This is a genomic window from Amycolatopsis keratiniphila subsp. keratiniphila (assembly GCF_001620365.2).
Classification (GTDB): Bacteria; Actinomycetota; Actinomycetes; order Mycobacteriales; family Pseudonocardiaceae; genus Amycolatopsis; species Amycolatopsis keratiniphila.
This window is the reverse complement of record NZ_LQMT02000042.1, coordinates 211,692-227,875: the sequence shown is the minus strand read 5'-3', so window position 1 is coordinate 227,875 and position 16,184 is coordinate 211,692. Positions and strand designations below refer to the sequence as shown.

At 66.9% G+C, this 16,184-nt stretch carries 18 protein-coding genes and 1 tRNA gene; 6 read left to right on the top strand and 13 right to left on the bottom strand.

Translation table 11 applies throughout. The features are described 5' to 3' along the window. Positions 1-29: 29 nt before the first annotated feature. The gene (locus AVR91_RS39245; RefSeq protein WP_063277650.1) at positions 30-734 is read left to right on the top strand and encodes a TetR/AcrR family transcriptional regulator; all 705 of its coding nucleotides are present in this window, start codon (positions 30-32) and stop codon (positions 732-734) included. A 37-nt stretch (positions 735-771) separates the two neighbouring features. Beyond that, complete coding sequence (locus AVR91_RS39240) at positions 772-1,977, top strand: cytochrome P450 (protein WP_063277651.1); 1,206 nt, start codon at positions 772-774, stop codon at positions 1,975-1,977. Here AVR91_RS39240 and AVR91_RS39235 read toward each other — a convergent pair. Both AVR91_RS39235 and AVR91_RS39230 read right to left on the bottom strand, forming a co-directional pair. Next, positions 1,974-2,615: a histidine phosphatase family protein gene (locus AVR91_RS39235; protein WP_063277652.1), complete on the bottom strand. Its 642-nt coding sequence runs from the start codon at positions 2,613-2,615 to the stop codon at positions 1,974-1,976. The two genes, AVR91_RS39240 and AVR91_RS39235, sit on opposite strands and share 4 nt — an antisense overlap. Positions 2,616-2,711: 96 nt before the next feature. Further along, entirely contained in the window at positions 2,712-3,509 is a 798-nt protein-coding gene (locus AVR91_RS39230) for a TIGR03084 family metal-binding protein (protein WP_063277653.1), read from the bottom strand. 127 nt (positions 3,510-3,636) lie between these two features. Between AVR91_RS39230 and AVR91_RS39225 the strand changes: the two genes are divergently transcribed. Further along, positions 3,637-4,083, top strand: a complete 447-nt coding sequence (locus tag AVR91_RS39225; protein ID WP_063277654.1) for a MerR family DNA-binding protein — start codon at positions 3,637-3,639, stop codon at positions 4,081-4,083. A 109-nt stretch (positions 4,084-4,192) separates the two neighbouring features. On the opposite strand, the gene AVR91_RS39220 is transcribed toward AVR91_RS39225, so the two are convergent. Together AVR91_RS39220 and AVR91_RS39215 are read right to left on the bottom strand one after the other, a co-directional pair. Next, complete coding sequence (locus AVR91_RS39220) at positions 4,193-5,320, bottom strand: acyl-CoA dehydrogenase family protein (protein ID WP_063277655.1); 1,128 nt, start codon at positions 5,318-5,320, stop codon at positions 4,193-4,195. A gap of 77 nt (positions 5,321-5,397) precedes the next feature. Beyond that, positions 5,398-5,949, bottom strand: coding sequence for a DUF4190 domain-containing protein (locus tag AVR91_RS39215; RefSeq protein WP_043849170.1), 552 nt, complete (start codon positions 5,947-5,949; stop codon positions 5,398-5,400). A gap of 223 nt (positions 5,950-6,172) precedes the next feature. On the opposite strand from AVR91_RS39215, the gene AVR91_RS39210 reads away from it, so the two are divergent. Beyond that, positions 6,173-7,372 carry a sensor histidine kinase gene (locus AVR91_RS39210; RefSeq protein ID WP_211282821.1) on the top strand — a complete coding sequence of 400 codons (1,200 nt, stop codon included), beginning with the start codon at positions 6,173-6,175 and terminating at the stop codon, positions 7,370-7,372. 30 nt (positions 7,373-7,402) lie between these two features. Continuing rightward, positions 7,403-8,050, top strand: a complete 648-nt coding sequence (locus AVR91_RS39205) for a response regulator transcription factor (RefSeq protein ID WP_063277657.1) — start codon at positions 7,403-7,405, stop codon at positions 8,048-8,050. Here the strand turns inward: AVR91_RS39205 and AVR91_RS39200 are convergent. Together AVR91_RS39200 and AVR91_RS39195 are read right to left on the bottom strand one after the other, a co-directional pair. Then, positions 8,023-8,607 (bottom strand): DUF7010 family protein, encoded by a 585-nt coding sequence (locus tag AVR91_RS39200; RefSeq protein ID WP_063277658.1) that lies wholly within the window; start codon positions 8,605-8,607, stop codon positions 8,023-8,025. The genes AVR91_RS39205 and AVR91_RS39200 overlap by 28 nt on opposite strands. Further along, a complete protein-coding gene (locus tag AVR91_RS39195) occupies positions 8,607-9,443 on the bottom strand; it encodes an alpha/beta fold hydrolase (protein ID WP_063277676.1) in 837 nt (278 codons plus the stop codon). The genes AVR91_RS39200 and AVR91_RS39195 overlap by 1 nt, the downstream gene beginning before the upstream one ends. Before the next feature lie 248 nt (positions 9,444-9,691). Between AVR91_RS39195 and AVR91_RS39190 the strand changes: the two genes are divergently transcribed. Beyond that, entirely contained in the window at positions 9,692-10,885 is a 1,194-nt protein-coding gene (locus AVR91_RS39190) for a type I restriction endonuclease (RefSeq protein WP_063277677.1), read from the top strand. Here AVR91_RS39190 and AVR91_RS39185 read toward each other — a convergent pair. The 7 genes from AVR91_RS39185 to nfi all read right to left on the bottom strand — a co-directional run bounded on the left by AVR91_RS39185 (position 10,872) and on the right by nfi (position 16,170). Next, positions 10,872-11,378: a winged helix-turn-helix domain-containing protein gene (locus tag AVR91_RS39185; protein WP_063277659.1), complete on the bottom strand. Its 507-nt coding sequence runs from the start codon at positions 11,376-11,378 to the stop codon at positions 10,872-10,874. The genes AVR91_RS39190 and AVR91_RS39185 overlap by 14 nt on opposite strands. Position 11,379: 1 nt before the next feature. Further along, positions 11,380-12,615 carry a sulfite oxidase gene (locus AVR91_RS39180; protein WP_063277660.1) on the bottom strand — a complete coding sequence of 412 codons (1,236 nt, stop codon included), beginning with the start codon at positions 12,613-12,615 and terminating at the stop codon, positions 11,380-11,382. A gap of 81 nt (positions 12,616-12,696) precedes the next feature. After that, positions 12,697-12,770, bottom strand: a tRNA-Leu gene (locus AVR91_RS39175). 39 nt (positions 12,771-12,809) lie between these two features. Continuing rightward, the gene (locus AVR91_RS39170; RefSeq protein WP_228708123.1) at positions 12,810-13,310 is read right to left on the bottom strand and encodes an SLATT domain-containing protein; all 501 of its coding nucleotides are present in this window, start codon (positions 13,308-13,310) and stop codon (positions 12,810-12,812) included. 77 nt (positions 13,311-13,387) lie between these two features. Then, entirely contained in the window at positions 13,388-14,716 is a 1,329-nt protein-coding gene (locus tag AVR91_RS39165) for an NAD(P)/FAD-dependent oxidoreductase (protein WP_005155795.1), read from the bottom strand. Positions 14,717-14,800: 84 nt separating this feature from the next. After that, positions 14,801-15,493, bottom strand: coding sequence for a uracil-DNA glycosylase (locus tag AVR91_RS39160; protein ID WP_063277662.1), 693 nt, complete (start codon positions 15,491-15,493; stop codon positions 14,801-14,803). Beyond that, complete coding sequence (nfi, locus tag AVR91_RS39155) at positions 15,490-16,170, bottom strand: deoxyribonuclease V (RefSeq protein ID WP_063277663.1); 681 nt, start codon at positions 16,168-16,170, stop codon at positions 15,490-15,492. The genes AVR91_RS39160 and nfi overlap by 4 nt, the downstream gene beginning before the upstream one ends. Positions 16,171-16,184 lie beyond the last annotated feature (14 nt).

Below are 16,184 nucleotides of genomic sequence, written 5' to 3'. Positions count from 1 at the left end.
GGTCACGAAGTCAGACACTGGGAGCGCACGTGGCAGAACGTCCGGACCGCACCGCCGGCCGCGCCGATCGCATTCTCGACGCGGCCGGCGTCCTGCTGTCGCGGCTGGGCTATCGCAAAGTGACCATCGAGGACATCGCGAACCAGGCGGGTATCGGGAAGGGCACGATCTACCTGCACTGGCCCACCAAGGAAAACCTCTTCCACGCGCTGCTCCTGCGTGAATCCCTCCTTGCCGCCGAGAACCTTCTCGAGCGGTTGGAAGAAGACCCGGCGGAAGTGGTCCCGCATCGGTTCCAGCGGGCCGCTTTCCTGTTCACCCAGCGAAACCCGTTGCTCGGCGCGCTCATCACCGGCAACACCGAACTGCTGGGCCGGTTGAAGAAACATCCTCTGCAGGATCAAGACGCGGTCGTCACGGAGCGGTACCTGAAGACGATGACCGACCGGGGCCTGCTGCGCGACGACATCCCGAACCTGCTCTTTTCCCTGCGTGCTTCGGCGCTGGGGTTCTACCTGATGGACAGCTTCACCGGCGACGGCGCCGACCTCACCATCGAAGAGAAGGCCGACGCACTCGCGCACATCATCCGGACGGCGTTCGAGCCGCCGGAACCACCGTCCACGGCGAATCTGGCCGCCACCGCGGCCGAAGTGATCCAGGCGTTCCAGGATCTGATCTCGTCCTATCGCGCCTGGATCTACCGGAAGGACGGCCCCGAGGAGCCCGCTTGATCCGCGCTCCTCCACCACGAGAAGAAGGGGGCAAGCCATGACCACGATCGCCGAAACCTGGGGCGTCCACGAAGCCCAGTTCTGGCTTCGGGACGAATTCCCGGCCGACCCGGTCCGTTTCGACTCCGAGACGGGCATGTGGAACGTCTACGGCCACGCGGAGGCGTTGAAAACGCTGAGCGATCCCAAGGTGTTCTCGTCCGACACCACCCGGTTGATCCCCAAGGAGATCTCGCCGGACAAGGATCTGTTCGTCGAAGGCAACCTGCTTCAGATGGACCCTCCGGATCACAAGAAGCTGCGCACGCTGGTGAGCCACGCCTTCACGCCGAAGGTCGTCGCGGATCTCGAACCGCGCATCGCCGCGCTGACGAACGAGCTCCTCGACGCGGTCGACGGCGCGGACTCGATGGAACTGGTGACCCATCTGGCCTATCCGCTGCCGGTGATCGTCATCGCCGAGCTGCTCGGCATCCCGGCTGGCGATCGCGACCTGTTCAAGGAATGGGTCGACACATTGCTGCGGAACAGCCAGCAAAGGTCGTTGATCAAGCAGACCGAAGCGGACAAGAAGGCGGCCGAGGAAACGTCCGCACAGGTGAAGAACCTGGTGAACTACCTTTCCGAGCACGTCGACGACCGGCGGCGGAATCCGCGCGAGGACCTGCTGACCAAACTCGTCGAAGCCGAGGTCGACGGCACGAAACTCACTCAGAACGAAGTCGTCAACTTCGCGAACGTGCTGCTGCTGGCCGGGCACATCACCACCACGATGCTGCTCGGGAACACGGTGCTGTGCCTGGATTCCCATCCGGACGAGTACCGGCGGGTCCGTGAGGACCGCGCGTTGCTTCCCGCCACCATCGAGGAATCACTGCGGTTCCTCAGCCCGTTCGCACTCGTCGCCCGCGCCACGACGACCGAAGTCGAACTGGGCGGCCAGACGATCCCGGCGGACAGCATGCTCGGTATTTGGGTCGCGGCGGCGAACCGGGATCCGCGTACCTTCACGGATCCGGGCGTCTTCGATCCGGCGAGGGCGCACAACCCGCATCTGGCCTTCGGCCGCGGGATCCATTTCTGCATCGGGGCCCCGCTCGCCAGGCTCGAAGGCAAGACGGCGCTCAACATCCTGCTGGACCGTTTCCCGGATCTGCGCACCGATCCGGCCGTTCCGCCGTCGTTCATCCCCAGCCCGCACATGACCGGGGTGAACGAGCTCCGGCTGCTGCTGAAGCCCTAGCGGTCGGCGAACCGGGAGGCGAGCGGGACCACCATGCGCGGAATCCGCTTGCCGGGTGTGTACCGCAGTTCGGTGATGTTGCCGTTCGGCACGAGGTAGGTGTCGGCGAAAGTGCGGAATCGGCGCATGGCCCCGCTGTCCGGGGTGGTCGTTCCGGTCAGCAGTGACCACATGACCGCGCGGATGAACAGTCCGTGGGTGAAGACGGCGATCGGCCCGGGTTCCCGTTCTCCCAGCCGCGCCAGGAATTCCTGGGTCCGGTCGAAGAGAGCGGCGAAGGATTCCGCGCCGTTCACCGCGTGGTGTGGATCGGCACGGGACCAGTAGGCCTCCGTGTACGGCTTTCGGGTGGCAGTGGTGGTGACCTGTCCATGGAGTTCGCCGAGAAAGGTGAACTCCTGGACAGGCCACTCCTCACACTCCGCTCCGGGGAACCGCTCGATCGTCGGCTCGGCGGTCTGCCGCGCCCGCAGGAACGGCGACGTCACGATCAAACGGGGCGGTTCGGCCAGCGATTTCGCGATTTCGGTGGCCTGCCGTCGGCCGAGTTCGGTCAACGCGGAAGCCCCCGGCTCACCGCCGGGAAGCCCCGCGTTGGATTCGCTTTCACCATGTCTGATCAGCCACACCCGTGCCACGATCGCCTCCTAGACCCCGTGTGCATCGACGATCGCACCGAGCGGAGTTGACCGCGACTTCCAGGATGCCCTATCACCGCGGAAGTAGCGGATTTTTCAACGACCGAACTGTCCCGGCGCGCGCCCCTCGCCCGCGGGACCGCGGTACGCCTGCGCGATGTCGAGCCACTGGTCCGCCAGCGCGCCCTCCGCGCGGACGTCGAGGTCGTCGCGGTGACGCCGCCGGGTGACCAGCAGACAGAAGTCCTCCGCGCTCCCGGTGACACGCTGCCGGGAGTCCTCGGGTCCGAACGTCCACGACCGCCCGGACGGCGCGGTGATCTCGAACCGGAACTCCTGCTCCGGTGGGGTCAAGCCCCGTGCCTCGTAGCCGAAGTCCCGCACCCGGACGGCGAAGCCGACGAGGTACGCGAGCCGATCCGTCCGCTCCGGCCGCACTCCCAGCGCGTCCGCGATGTCCTGACCATGGGCGAACAGCTCCATCATCCCGGCGCAGGCGAGGATGGCCGGCGGCAGCGGGTTGACCAGCCACGGGACGACCTGGTCCGCCGGGACCGCGGCGAGTGCCTTGATCCCGGCGTCGCGTTCGGCACGCCAGCGGCCGAGCAGGACCTCGTTGGGGTCACCGAGGTAGTCGTCGAGGGCCGCGTTGACGGCGGCGTCGAAACCGCGCGCCATCGAGCTCTTCATGACTTCGGCGAACGTCCGCGGCTCGCCCGCGGACAATCCGGCGATCTTGAAGATGAAGGAGAGATGCGCGATCTGGTGTTTGACCGACCAGCCCGCCGCGGGTGTCGGCAGCTCCCATCCCGCGTCGTCCAGGCCGGCCACCAGGGCATCGACCTGTTCGCCCTCCGTGGTGAGGTCCCTGATCACGTTCCGGAAGTCAGTCACCGTACGTCCTCTCGCCGTTTCCACCCTCTCGAATGATGCGGACGCGCCGGGTCGTCGTCTTCTCTTCGTGAGCGCCGTCGAATTCGGACTTGATTCTGGATCCGGGTCCAAGTTCTACCCTCACACCATGCGAACCGAAGCGACGAAGGCCCTGACGGCGTTGACCATGTCCCAGGTGACCTCTCGCGCCGGGGTCCGGCCGGACACAGTGCGCTACTACGAGCGCATCGGCCTCCTGCCCACGCCCGCGAGGACGACCGGGGCACACCGGCGCTACGACGAGGACGTCATCGACAGGCTGCGGTTCATCCGCGGCACCCAGCGGCTCGGCCTGACGCTGACGGAGATCGGTGACCTGCTGAGCGTGCGCGACACCGGGGTGTGCCCGTGCGAACCCGCCGAAACCATGCTGGAACGCCATCTCGCCGAGATCGAAGCGGAGATGGCGCGCCTCGGCGAACTGCGTGCCGAACTCACTTCCATGCTGTCCGGGATGTCCGGCGCCGAATGCGCCGACCCGCTTCCCGGCGCATGGTGCCCGCCCGAGTGCGGACCCGAGGGAGGAGGTGGATGACCATGCGGAACGACGACTGGTGCGATTGCGACTGCTGCGGCAGCGGCTGCTGCTGACCCGCTACGGCGGGACCGGCCGGGCTTGACGTCACCCGGCCGGCCATCCGAGCTCAGTCCTGCGGCAGGAGCACGGTCTTCCCGATCCGGTCCTTGCTGACTTCGGCCGAATAGGCCATCAGCCCGCCCGCCTGCGCGTCCCGGAACAGCCGCTGGATCGGCGAGGTGCGCAGGAAACCCGAACCTCCGCCCGCTTTCAGCGCCACCTGGGCGACATCGCGTGCGATGTCGTTCGCGAGCACCTTCGCGGTCATGGTCGCGGGCAGGAACTCCGGCAAATTCTGATCCGCCAGCCACGCCATGTTCCGGGCGTACATGAGCGACGCTTCGAGACGGGCGTGGACGTCAGCGACTTCGAATTGCAGCCATTGCATTCCGGCGAGCGGCTCCCCGGTCGCGGGGATGACGCGGCTCCGGGCATGCGAGATCAGCGCTTGCTCCGCCGCGTCGGCGATCCCCAGCGACAGGAAGGCGAGACCCGCCGCGATGTGGTTCGGCCGCTGCACGGTCGCGGGCGGGCACCGGCGGTCCTCCCGCAGGACGGTGCCTTCGAACGAGACGAGCTGGCTTCGGCTGGCGCGCAGTCCCATCGTGTCCCAGATGGGGACGAAGCCCATCGTGTCGTCCGGCGATACGCCGAAGAACGTGGGCACACCGCCGACGAGCGCGTTGACCAGGAAGTGGTCGGCGACCTCGCAACCTGAGACGAAACGTTTGGCGCCGGTGAGCCGGTACCCGCCGTCGACGGGTTCGGCGACCTGTTGCGGCATCAGGAACATGTTGCCGCTGCTCGGTTCCGACAGCGCGTTGGCGAACCGCTTGCCGTCGATGAGCTCTTCGGCATAGAAGCGGCCCACATCGGGAGCGGACAATTGGGCCAGGCCGACGGCGGCTCCGATGTGCATCACCCAGACACACGCTGTCGACGAACAGGCCGCGCTGAGGATCCGGACGATCTCGCCGTAGGTCCGATAACTGAGGTCCTCACCACCGAACTCCGGGGGCAGGGTCGCCCTGTCCAGTCCGGTCGCGTGCAGGGCACGAAGGTTGGCGATGGGCAGCTCGGCCGTTTCGTCGAACTCGGCGGCACTCGCGGCGAAGTCCTTCGCCAGTTCGGTGACGGTTTCGATCCAGTGACGTTCGTTGGCCGGCGGGGCGAACGGATGGACGGGCTCGGTCATGACCGCATCATGCCGGAATCGCGAAGGCCTCCCCGCCACCCTGAGAATGGCGAAGGAGGCCTTTCACGGTCCGGCCGTCACACTCCGGTGCAGGCGGCCATCGCGAATTCGCCGGAAGCGGTCTTGGTCGAAACCACCGCGCCGTCGACGGTGATCTTGCAGGTGACGGATCCGCCGGTCTCGCCGGTGGTCACGGTCAGCGTCCCGCCCTTGTAGACGCCCTTGTTCTCGACTTCCTTGTTCCACGGCAGCGCCGGGACGGTCTCCGTGACGGGGTTGAGGACCTCGCCGTAGATGACCTCGACGTTCGTCGCGTCGCCTGTGACCTCGTAGGAAACCTTCGCGGTGCGGTTGATCTCGTTGTTGACCTCGTTGACCGCCGCGTTGAACACGAAGATCCACACGATGCAGACCACGAGGCCGAGCGCGGACAAGGCGATGCCTGTGATGGAGAGCCCCTTGTTGGAGGCCTTCCCGTTCTTGACGCGGATCAGCCCGATGATCGAGAAGATCAGGCCGAGGATCACCAGCGGCCAGGCGATGACGCCGACGAACGGGATCGGGGAGAAGACCAGCCCCACCAGGCCGAGGACGAAGCCCGTGACGCCGATGCCGTTGCGGGGCGGCATCGGGCTGGCGGGGGCTTGCGGGGCCGGCGTGTAGGGGGTTTGCTGGGTCACGGGGGTTTTCCTTTCCAAAGGGATGAACGAGGCGGCATACAACCAGCGACCACGAGGCGCCCGCGTCGTCCTCGGCGCGTGAACCCGTTACGACGAAAGTCGTAATTCACGTGTCGTGAAGGACCGGTTCCGCTGATGCGGCCGGCCAAGCGGGTTTGCGTACGCTCGCCGCATGGCAAGGCGTGTGCTCGGTGTGGTGCTCACCGTGGTGGCGGTCGCGGCGTGCGTGATCAGCAGCGTTTTCGTCTTCAGCGCCCAGGGTTACCTTCCGGCGACGCAATCGTTCGTCCCGACGTGGTGGTCCACGCTCGGTTTCTTCACCGGGATAGCGGCCGCGGTCATGCTCTGCTGGCGGCACAAATGGCCGGAACTCGTCCTCGGCATCGCCTTGGTGCCGCCGCTCTGTTTCCGGTCCGACGCGCTGGCCGCGTTGGTCGCTCTCGCCGCCTTGGCCGCGCGCCGCCGCGACCGCGTCCTGTGGACCGGGTCCGTCCTGGTCTACGTCGCCACCGCGTGGGCGTTGTTCGGCGACGCCAACCGCCATCCCGACGTGACCGTCGCCGGGCAGATCGTCGGCAAGCAGTTCTCCGCCGTACAGCTGATGGGGACGTTGACGGCCGCCGTCGTGATGACGGCCGTGCCGCTCACCGTCGGGGTCGTCCGCGGGATGCAGGACACGCTCGCGATCCGCGAGGCCAAGGAAGAGGAACTCCGTGCCGAAATGACCCGCCGCGCCGAACGCACCCGGATAGCGCGCGAAATGCACGACGTCCTCGGGCACCGGCTCTCCCTGCTGTCGCTGCAGGCCGGCGCGCTCGAGGTCAGCAAGGGCCCCGCGACCACGGAAGCGGCGAAGACCGTCCGCACGACCGCGCGCCAGTCACTCGACGATCTGAGGCAGGTCATCGGGGTCCTCCGCGATGGCCAGGGTTTCGGCGAAAACAGCGAGAACGGAATCCATCCGGAGCCGCCACAGCCGACGTTGGCGGACATCCCCGAACTGGTCGCCAACGCGCGCCGGGCCGGTCTGGGGGTCAACGTGACGATCCTGCTCGACGACGCCGGCGGCGCACCGGCGTTGCTCGGCACGACCGCGTACCGGATCGTCCAGGAGTCGATGACCAACATCCTGAAACACGCTCCGGGCGCGACGGCCGAGGTTTCGGTTCGCGGCGGGCCAGGGAACGGGCTCACCGTCGAGGTCGTCAATCCCCTGGCCGCGACCGCCGCGACCGGGAATCCGCCGGGTGCGGGCGCGGGCCTGACGGGGATCGGCGAACGTGTCACGCTGGTCGGCGGCAACGTCAGCGCGGGCCCCACCGAAGAGCGCACATTCGCCGTCCGGGCTTGGCTACCGTGGGGACACCACTAACCTGACCGGGTGAACCAGCGCCCACTGCGAGTGCTGCTCGTCGACGACGACCCGCTCGTGCGAACCGGTTTGTCGATGATCCTGTCCAGCACGGGCGACATCGAGGTCGTCGCGGAAGCCGGTGACGGGGACGAGGCCGTGCCGAAGGTGACCATGCACGCGCCCGACGTCGTGCTGATGGACATCAGGATGCGGCGGATGAACGGCCTCACCGCGACCGCCGCGGTCACCGCACTGCCCAACCCGCCGAAGGTCCTCGTGCTCACCACCTACGACCTCGACGAGTACGTCTTCGACGCGCTCGGCGCGGGCGCCAGCGGGTTCCTGCTGAAGGAGGGGTCGCCGCAGGAGATCATCGACGCGGTGCGCGTGGTCGCGGCGGGTGAGGCGATGCTGTCGCCGCGGACGACGCGGAAACTCATCGGGCATTTCGTCGCGACCAGGACGAGCCCTCGCCGTCATCGGGCGCGAGCCGGGCTGGGCACCCTGACCGAACGCGAGCGGCAGATCGTCACCGCCGTCGCGCAAGGCTGGACCAACGCCGAAATCGGCGCGGAACTGCACCTGAGCGAGGCGACGGTGAAGACCCACATCACCCGGATCTTCGCGAAACTCGACGCGACCAACCGGGTCCAGCTGACGATCTTCGCCTACGAAGCGGGGCTCGTCGCTCCCTGACCTTCCGTCGCGAGCAGCCCGGCGGCGACGGTCCCCCAGAGGACCACGGCACCTCCGAAGCCGGGCACGAGCTGCCAGGCCGCGGCCCAGCCCGCGATCGCGAGCACGGCCGCCAGCACGGCGACAGCGCACAACAGGGCGCTCAGCACCAGGAAACGTCGCGAGCCGAACAACTTCGCGAACGGCAGGAAGTGCAGGCCGACCACGAAAAGCACCCACGCGGGCACGGCTTCGGGAACCTCGAAGACCGCCGAAAGCACCCTGGAGCCGGCGAAGATCCCCACCAGCATGAGCAGCACGGCGATCCCGTATCGCTTGCCGAACGGGCTCTCCTCCCGGCCGTCGCCCGCGGGCAGTCCGGCGCCGTGCCGGGCGGTCAGGACGAGCCAGCCCACCAAGCCCAGCACCGCGACGATGCCCACGACGACCAGCGGCGTCGATCCGTCGGCAACGGAGGAGGCTCCGAAGAACCACCATCCGGCACCGAATCCCACGCCGATCGCGGAACTGATCAGCAAGGTGATCAGATGCCCTTTGGTGAACCGAGCGTCCGTCATCACGCGAGCCCGGCGAGGAGGGCGGCGGCCTCCTGCGGGTGCATGAGGAAGCGGACGTGGCTGCTCGTCAGTGACCGCACGTCGGTCGGGTTGTCCGGGGTGAGCGCGTCCGCCTCCTTGATGAAACGGTCCTGCAGTGCGAGCGGCATCGACCGGTCTTCGGTGAGCCTGATGTAGGTGCGCGGGATCCGGCCCCAAGTGGCGGCGTCGGCGAGTTCGGTCCCGGCGTCGAGGCTCTCGTCCGGCTCAAGAGTGTTGAGGTAGGCAAAGAACTCCTGCTCGGTGCCGTCCTCGATCATCGCGGTCTTCAACGCGGCCAGCAGCGCGGGATCGGCGGTGCGCCAATTCATCCGGAGCGCGCCGAGCTCGGCCGGGTTCGCGACGACGACCCCGCCGACGTCGTTGAGCGCGCTGCTCGCGTACTCGGGCCCCTGCATGTACTCGCCCACCGTCGCGTCGACGCAGCACCACGCGGAGATGTAGACGATCCGGTCGATCAGTTCCGGGACGGCGTTCGCGACGCCGGTGAGCACGAGCCCGCCGCGGCTGTGCCCGACAAGGATGACGGGACCGTGCTCGGCGACCTTGCGCACGACGTCCACCACCTGCTCGACGGCCTCGGCCAACATGGCGCCCGCCTGGTTCGACGGCGCCGTGGCCAGCGCTTCGAGGTCTTGCGGTGCCTGATAGGCGGCGTGGAAACCGGCGGCGAAGCCGTGTCCGGGAAGGTCGACGGCCAGCGTGCGGTGGCCGAGCAGGGCGAGCTCGCGTTGCAGCGGGCCCCAGGTGAACGAGGCGCTGTTGGAACCGTGGACCAGGACGTAAGTGGGAGTCACGGTTCGTATCCTGACATCCCGGCTTTGCCGGCCGACGATCGTGAGGCCCAGCTCATGACTCGTCACGTTCCGGGTGATCCGTTGTCGGTGTTGCCGGACGATCATGTTGACATCCGACATCTCCATTGAGTCACGAGATGTAACGCGAGAGCTTCCATTTACGACCTAGGTCCCGCAACGCGGCGATAGCCACTGGGGAAGGTGCGGCCATGGCGCACCGAGGAACGTGTCATATGGAGGGCATCACTATGGAGATCGCAGAGCGCGCACAGGCTCTGGCTCTGAAAATCCGGAAGCACAAGGCCGACATCCAGACGGAAGAGGCCACCAAGAACGCTTTCGTGATGCCCTTCATCAGCACGGTCCTCGGATACGACGTCTTCAATCCCGCAGAAGTAATCCCCGAATTCACTGCTGATGTCGGCACTAAAAAGGGCGAAAAGATCGACTACGCCATCGTGCACGACGGGCAGGTGCAGGTACTCGTCGAGGCCAAGAAGATCAACGATCCGCTTCGGATCGAGCACGCTTCCCAGCTTTTCCGCTACTTCGCTGTGACCAATGCGAGGATCGCCATCCTCACCAACGGCGAAGTCTACCAGTTCTACACCGATCTGGACGCGCCGAACAGAATGGACGCGAAACCCTTCCTGGTACTCGATTTTTCGGATATCGACGAGACGCTCATTCCCGAGCTCGCGAAGTTGAGCAAGGAGTCCTTCAACCTGGACTCGGTCATTAGTGCAGCCGAGGAACTCAAGTACATCGGCCAGATCAAGCGGATCCTCGCGACCCAGTTCAAGACGCCCGAGGACGAGTGGGTGAAGTTCTTGGCAGGCCGTGTTTACGAAGGCTCCTTCACCCAGCGAGTGCGCGACCAGTTCGCCCCACTTGTGGACAAGGCGGCCCGGCAGTTCCTCAACGAGCAGGTCAACGATCGTCTGAAGAACGCGCTTGGCGGCCCCGATTCCTTCGTCAGCGTTTCAGCCGGTGCGCCCAATCTTTCAGATCAGGAAGTTCCTGCCGAGGACTCCCCCGAGGCTCCGGCGGAAGCACGGACCCGTGACAGCAACGGGGATGTGGTGACGACCGAAGAAGAGCTCGAGGGGTATCGGATTGTCCGCGCAATCGTCTGCCGAGAGGTCCCGGCGGCCCGGATCATCGCGCGCGATACGAAGACCTACTTCGGCGTCCTGCTTGACGACAACAATCGTAAGCCGATCGCACGCCTGTGGTTCAACCGTTCAAAGAAGTATCTCGGCGTCTTCGACGAGAACAAGGTCGAGACACGCATCCCCATCACGACAGTCGAGGAGATCTACCAGCATGCAGACCACCTCCGGAAGACCGTGACCCGATACAACTCAGCAGCCACCTCCGAACCCAGGGCGGCCGAAGGCACGGTGTCGAACGGCGCGGATTCGTCGCTCAGTCCGCGATGACCACTTGACCCGCCCCGTCGAACCGGTAACCGACCCCGCGCACCGTCGCGATCGGTGTCAGCACGGGTTCCAGCTTGCCCCGGATCTTGTGGACATGGACGTCGACGGTCCGGACGTTGCCGCCGGACAGGCCCCACACCCGCTCCATCAGCGTGACGCGGTCGAAGACGCGATCCGGATTCCGGCTCAGGAACAGCAGGAGGTCGAACTCGAGCCTGGTGAACTCCAGTACCTCGCCGCGCAGCAGCACCCGCCGCGAATCCGGCTCGATGCGCAGCGGCGGGGCGGACTCACCGGACCGCCGCCGTCCGGCGAGTTCGACGACCTGGCCGGTTTGGACGGTCCGTGCCGTCAAGGTCACGCCGACAGTGTCCTCAAAGGACTCAAGCAGGCGCGCGGCGATCGTGGCGGCGTGCTCGGAGTCGGTGTTCACCCGCAACGCCAGGGTCAGCTCGACGGTCGGCTCGAAGCTCACCGCGACCGACTGCGTCATCTCACACCACCCGTACCGGATGCCGGACGACGGCGTCGAACAGGTAGCCCTGCGTGTTGTGCGGGGTGACCTCCGGCTGGGTGGCACCGGTGATGTCGGTGGCTCGCGCCCGCAGCGTGTGGGCACCGGGAACACCGGCGCGCCAAGGGATCTCCCAGCGCTGCCACCCTCGATCCGCGGCCGCGCCCACGAACTTCGCCTGCCGCCAACCATTTCCGGTATCGACGTCGACCCGCCGGATCCGGCCGTTGCCCGACCACGAACGGCCGCGCAGCACCTGCCTGCCGCCGGCCGCGAACTCGGCGTTCCAGGGCAATTCGAACGCGCTCTTGACCACCTGCCGGGTCACGAGCGTGCCCTCCGCCGGATAACCCGGCCCGAGCAGCCGGTAGTACTGCGTGTTCCACGGCGACACCAGCGGCGTCTCGGAGACTTCGATACGCCCCAACCATTTGATCGACGAGATACCGGCCCAGGACGGCACGACGAGCCGCACCGGATAGCCGTGGTCCGGCGGGAGCGGGCGTCCGTTCATCTCGTAGGCCAGCAAGACGTCCTGCAACGCTTTCGCGACCGGCAAAGGACGGCGCACCTTCCCCAGGTTGACCCCGCCGGTGACGTAATCGGCGTCCAGCCCCTCCGGCAGGACGTCCACCGCGTGCCGAGTCAGGCCCGCCTTGACCAGCACCGTGGAAAGCCGGACACCACGCCAGCGCGCGACGCCGATCGCGCCGAGCTTCCACGCCGTACCGGACACCGATTGCCCTTGCTGGCTGGTGAAGTAACTCCGTCCGTTGCCCGCGCATTCGATGGCGGCCGTGATCGACTCGGAAGGCAATCGCAGCAGGTCTCGGTAGCTGAACTCGACCGGCCCTCCGCTGAGCCCGGTCCCGAAGAGCTTCAGCCGCCAAGTGCCGACGTCGATCGTCGGAGTGGCGGTGTGGTTCCGCACGAAGAACCGCTCGACCGGGGTCAGGTAGCCCTGGCCGCTCATCGCTTCCCAGCGTGTCTCCGCGTTGGTGCCGTAGACCTCGAAAATCTCCGGCGGCAGGGGCTTCACGATCGGTGTGGCCGCCGACGCTGTCCCGGACGGAAGCGCGCCGAACGCGGTCAGCGCGAGCGAGCCGCCAGCCGTCAGCCGGAGCATCCCGCGCCGCGACAGCGCCTTCCCCGCCCGCCATTGCTCGATCCGGGTGCGGTCGTAGGTGGCTTCGTCGGTCAGGCCGGTTCCGGTCATGTGGGTCATTGTCGGCAGCGGCCGACCACGCGGACCAGCATGTCCACAGAGCGGAACTCGTCAGGTCCGGAATGCTGTACGTGCCCCGGACGGGGATCGAACCCGCACTGTGTCGATTTTAAGTCGACTGCCTCTGCCAGTTGGGCTACCGGGGCACGGGTCAGCCTAGGCGATGCCCTGAGCGAGGCGATGACCTAGTTCGCCTTGTCGGCTTGGCGGTACTTGAGCCAGCTGTTGCCGACGAGGTCCCAGATCGCCTGGTACTGGTCGAATCGCTCACGCAACACGGCCTGGTCGAGCTCTTCGGGCGGCGTCGATGCGATGTAGTACGTCAGCTCGTCACGCAGCCGGTAGAACTTGTACTGGCCCTCTTCCATCAGCACCCACAGCGAGCGCCACGCGAAGAAGGGTTCGAGCACGTTCACCACGGTCACGACGGCGACCAGCGCGAACGCCGTCCCCGTAGCCGCGTTCAGACTCTGCAGGCCGAGGATGATCGTCGACGTCGCCGACAAGAGCAGCGCCAGGATCCGCAGGATGACCGACCGCGCGCGGAACCGGCGTTTGCGGATCCGCGCGTACTTCGTCCCCTGTTCGATCCGCTCCACGAGGTCGTGGGCGAGTTCGAGCGGGGTCAGCCCCGGCCGGGGAAGGGCGGATTGGATGGGCGGCTTCAACTTCCGGAATGCCTGCACCGGCACACCTTAAACGCCGTGAAGGCCTCCTTCCCTACGTTCAAGGTAGGGAAGGAGGCCTTCACGGAATCACGGACTCAGGACTTCGACAGCCTGTCGAACTCCTCGCGCGGGTTGTTGATCTGACCGAGCGAGATGACCTCGCGCCGGAACAGGCCACCGAGCATCCAGTCGAACAGGATGCGGATCTTGCGGTTCCACGTCGGCATCGCCTTGAGGTGGTACGCGCGGTGGAAGAGCCAGGCCGGGAAGCCCTTGATCTTCAGGTTCAGCGCGTCGGCGACACCCTTGTGCAGGCCGAGGCTGGCCACCGCACCCAGGTTCTTGTGGTAGTAGTCCTTCGGCTTGCCGCCGCGGATCACCTTGATGATGTTCTTCGACAGCAGACGCGCCTGACGGACGGCGTGCTGCGCGTTCGGCGGGCAGGTCGCGGTCGGGTCCTGCTCGGTGCGCGAGAGGTCCGGCACGGCGGCGTTGTCACCGGCGGTCCAGACGTCGGGGTGCCCGACGACCTGCATCGCGGCGGTGGCCTCGACCCGGCCGCGCTTGTCCAGCGGCAGGTCCGAGCTGGCGAGCACCGGGTTCGCCTTCACACCGGCGGTCCAGATGATCGTGTCGGTGTCGAATTCGGTGCCGTCCGAGAGCACGACGTGGCCGTTCTCGAACGACTTCGCGGCTGTCGACAAATAGACTTCGATGCCGCGCTTCTCGAGCTGCTCGACGGTGTACACACCGAGCGTTTCACGCACCTCGGGGAGGATCCGCCCGGCGGCCTCGACGAGCACCCAGCGGATGTCCTCGACCTTGAGGTTCGGGTAGTAGTTCTCCACCGCGAACCGGGTCATGTCCTCGAGCTCGGCGAGCGCTTCGATACCGGCGAACCCGCCGCCGACGACGGTGAACGTCAGCAGGCGCTTGCGCTGCTCGGGATCGAGCGTGCTGGCGGCCTCGTCCAGCTTCGTCATGACGTGGTTGCGCAGGTAGATCGCCTCGCCGATGGTCTTGAAGGCGATGCCCTCCTCGACCAGGCCCGGGATCGGCAGGATGCGCGCGACGGCGCCGAGCGCGACCACGAGGACGTCGTAGTTCAGCTGCTCGACGTGCCCGTCGGCGGCCTCGACCGTCACGGCTTTGCGCTCGTGCTCGATCTTCGTCACGCGCGCGGTGAGCACGTGGCAGCGCTTGAGCACGCGCCTCAGCGGCACGACCACGTGCCGCGGTTCGATCGCACCGGCCGCCGCCTCGGGCAGGAAGGGGGCATAGGTCATGTGCGGCTGCGGATCAACGACCGTCACGGACGCTTCGTTGGCCCGGAGCATCTTCTGGAGCCCGTACGCCGTGTAGAGCCCGACGTACCCACCACCAAGGACGAGGATCCGTGTCGGTTCCGACTTAACACCAGCCATATTTCTATAGTCGCACCCATCAGCTGAGATCGCTCGCAGACCCCATCCGGCTGTGACCAGCGTCGCCACGGTTTCCGCACCGATTCAGTTCAGGCCCGCCACCGAGGTCGCGGAGGCCAGGACGTCGCACACCATGTCAAGCGTCAGGCGGCCGGTCTGGACATTGCGCTGCGACACGTGGTAACAGCCGAAAAGGCGCAGGTCGCCGAGTTCCACTTCGACTCCGTGGCCGAATTTCGGGCGTGGCGCGGGCACCGGCCAGCCCGCCTCCGCGAGCACCGGCAGCAACGCCTGCCAGCCGAACGCGCCGAGCACCACGACGGCCTTCAGCGTCGGCTTCAGCAACGCGAGCTCGGACGCGAGCCACGATCGGCAGGTCTCCCGTTCCTCAGGTGTGGGCTTGTTCGCGGGTGGCGCGCATCTCACCGGGGAGACCATCCGGGTGCCTCGCAGCTCGAGCCCGTCACCTATATGGGTCGACGTGGGCTGCGACGCGACACCGACCCGGTGAAGCGCCTTGAAGAGAACGTCACCGGACGGGTCGCCGGTGAACAACCGGCCGGTCCTGTTCGCGCCATGTGCGGAGGGAGCGAGGCCGACGATGGCCAGCGAAGCGTCCGGCGGGCCGAAGCCGGGCACCGGCCGGGCCCAATAGGTCTCGCCGGCGAACGCCGCCCGTTTGACCACGGCGATCTCCTCGCGCCAGGCGACGAGCCGCGGGCAGGCACGGCAGTCCACGACCTCGGCGTCGAGTTCGGCGAGTGAACGGAACCTCATGACGCTTCTTTCAGGGTGTCTCGGGCGAGGCGGTCGGCGTGCCGGGTCGTCTCCGGCTGGCGGAACGACGGTGCCAGCCGCAGCACCTGGCGGCACGCGTTCTCCAGCGAGATCTTGTGGCCGACGGAGACGTAAACGGGCTTCACGCCGTCCTGGGTGCGCAGGACCGCGCCGACGACCTCGCCCTTGTCCAGCAGGGGTGCCCGCGAGCCACGGGCACCGCCGGGCTCGTCGTGTTCACCGATGAAGCGGGTCTTGCCGACCCCGATGGACGGCAGACCGGTCACGACGCCGACATGGCAGGCGAGCCCGAACCGGCGCGGATGCGCCAGGCCGTGCCCGTCGCAGACCAGCAGATCCGGAACGTGATCGAGCGCGCGGAGGGCGTCGAGCAGCGGAGGAAGCTCGCGAAACGCGAAAAGGCCCGGTTCGTAGGGAAACGAAATCCGGGAAACGACCGATCGCTTTTCCACGACGCGGAATCCGGAGGTCTCGAGGGTGACCGCGGCCGCGGCGATGAGGCCGCTGCCCTCGTCGTACGCGACGTCCAGCCCGGTGACCGTGGCGATCTCTTGTGGACAGCGATCTTCGAGATCAACCAGGCCACGCAGGGTTTCCTGGATCTCGATCGCCTGCCGGGGCGTGCCCGGGCGATCATGCGCCGTGACGATTTCCACTCCTACAGACTGCC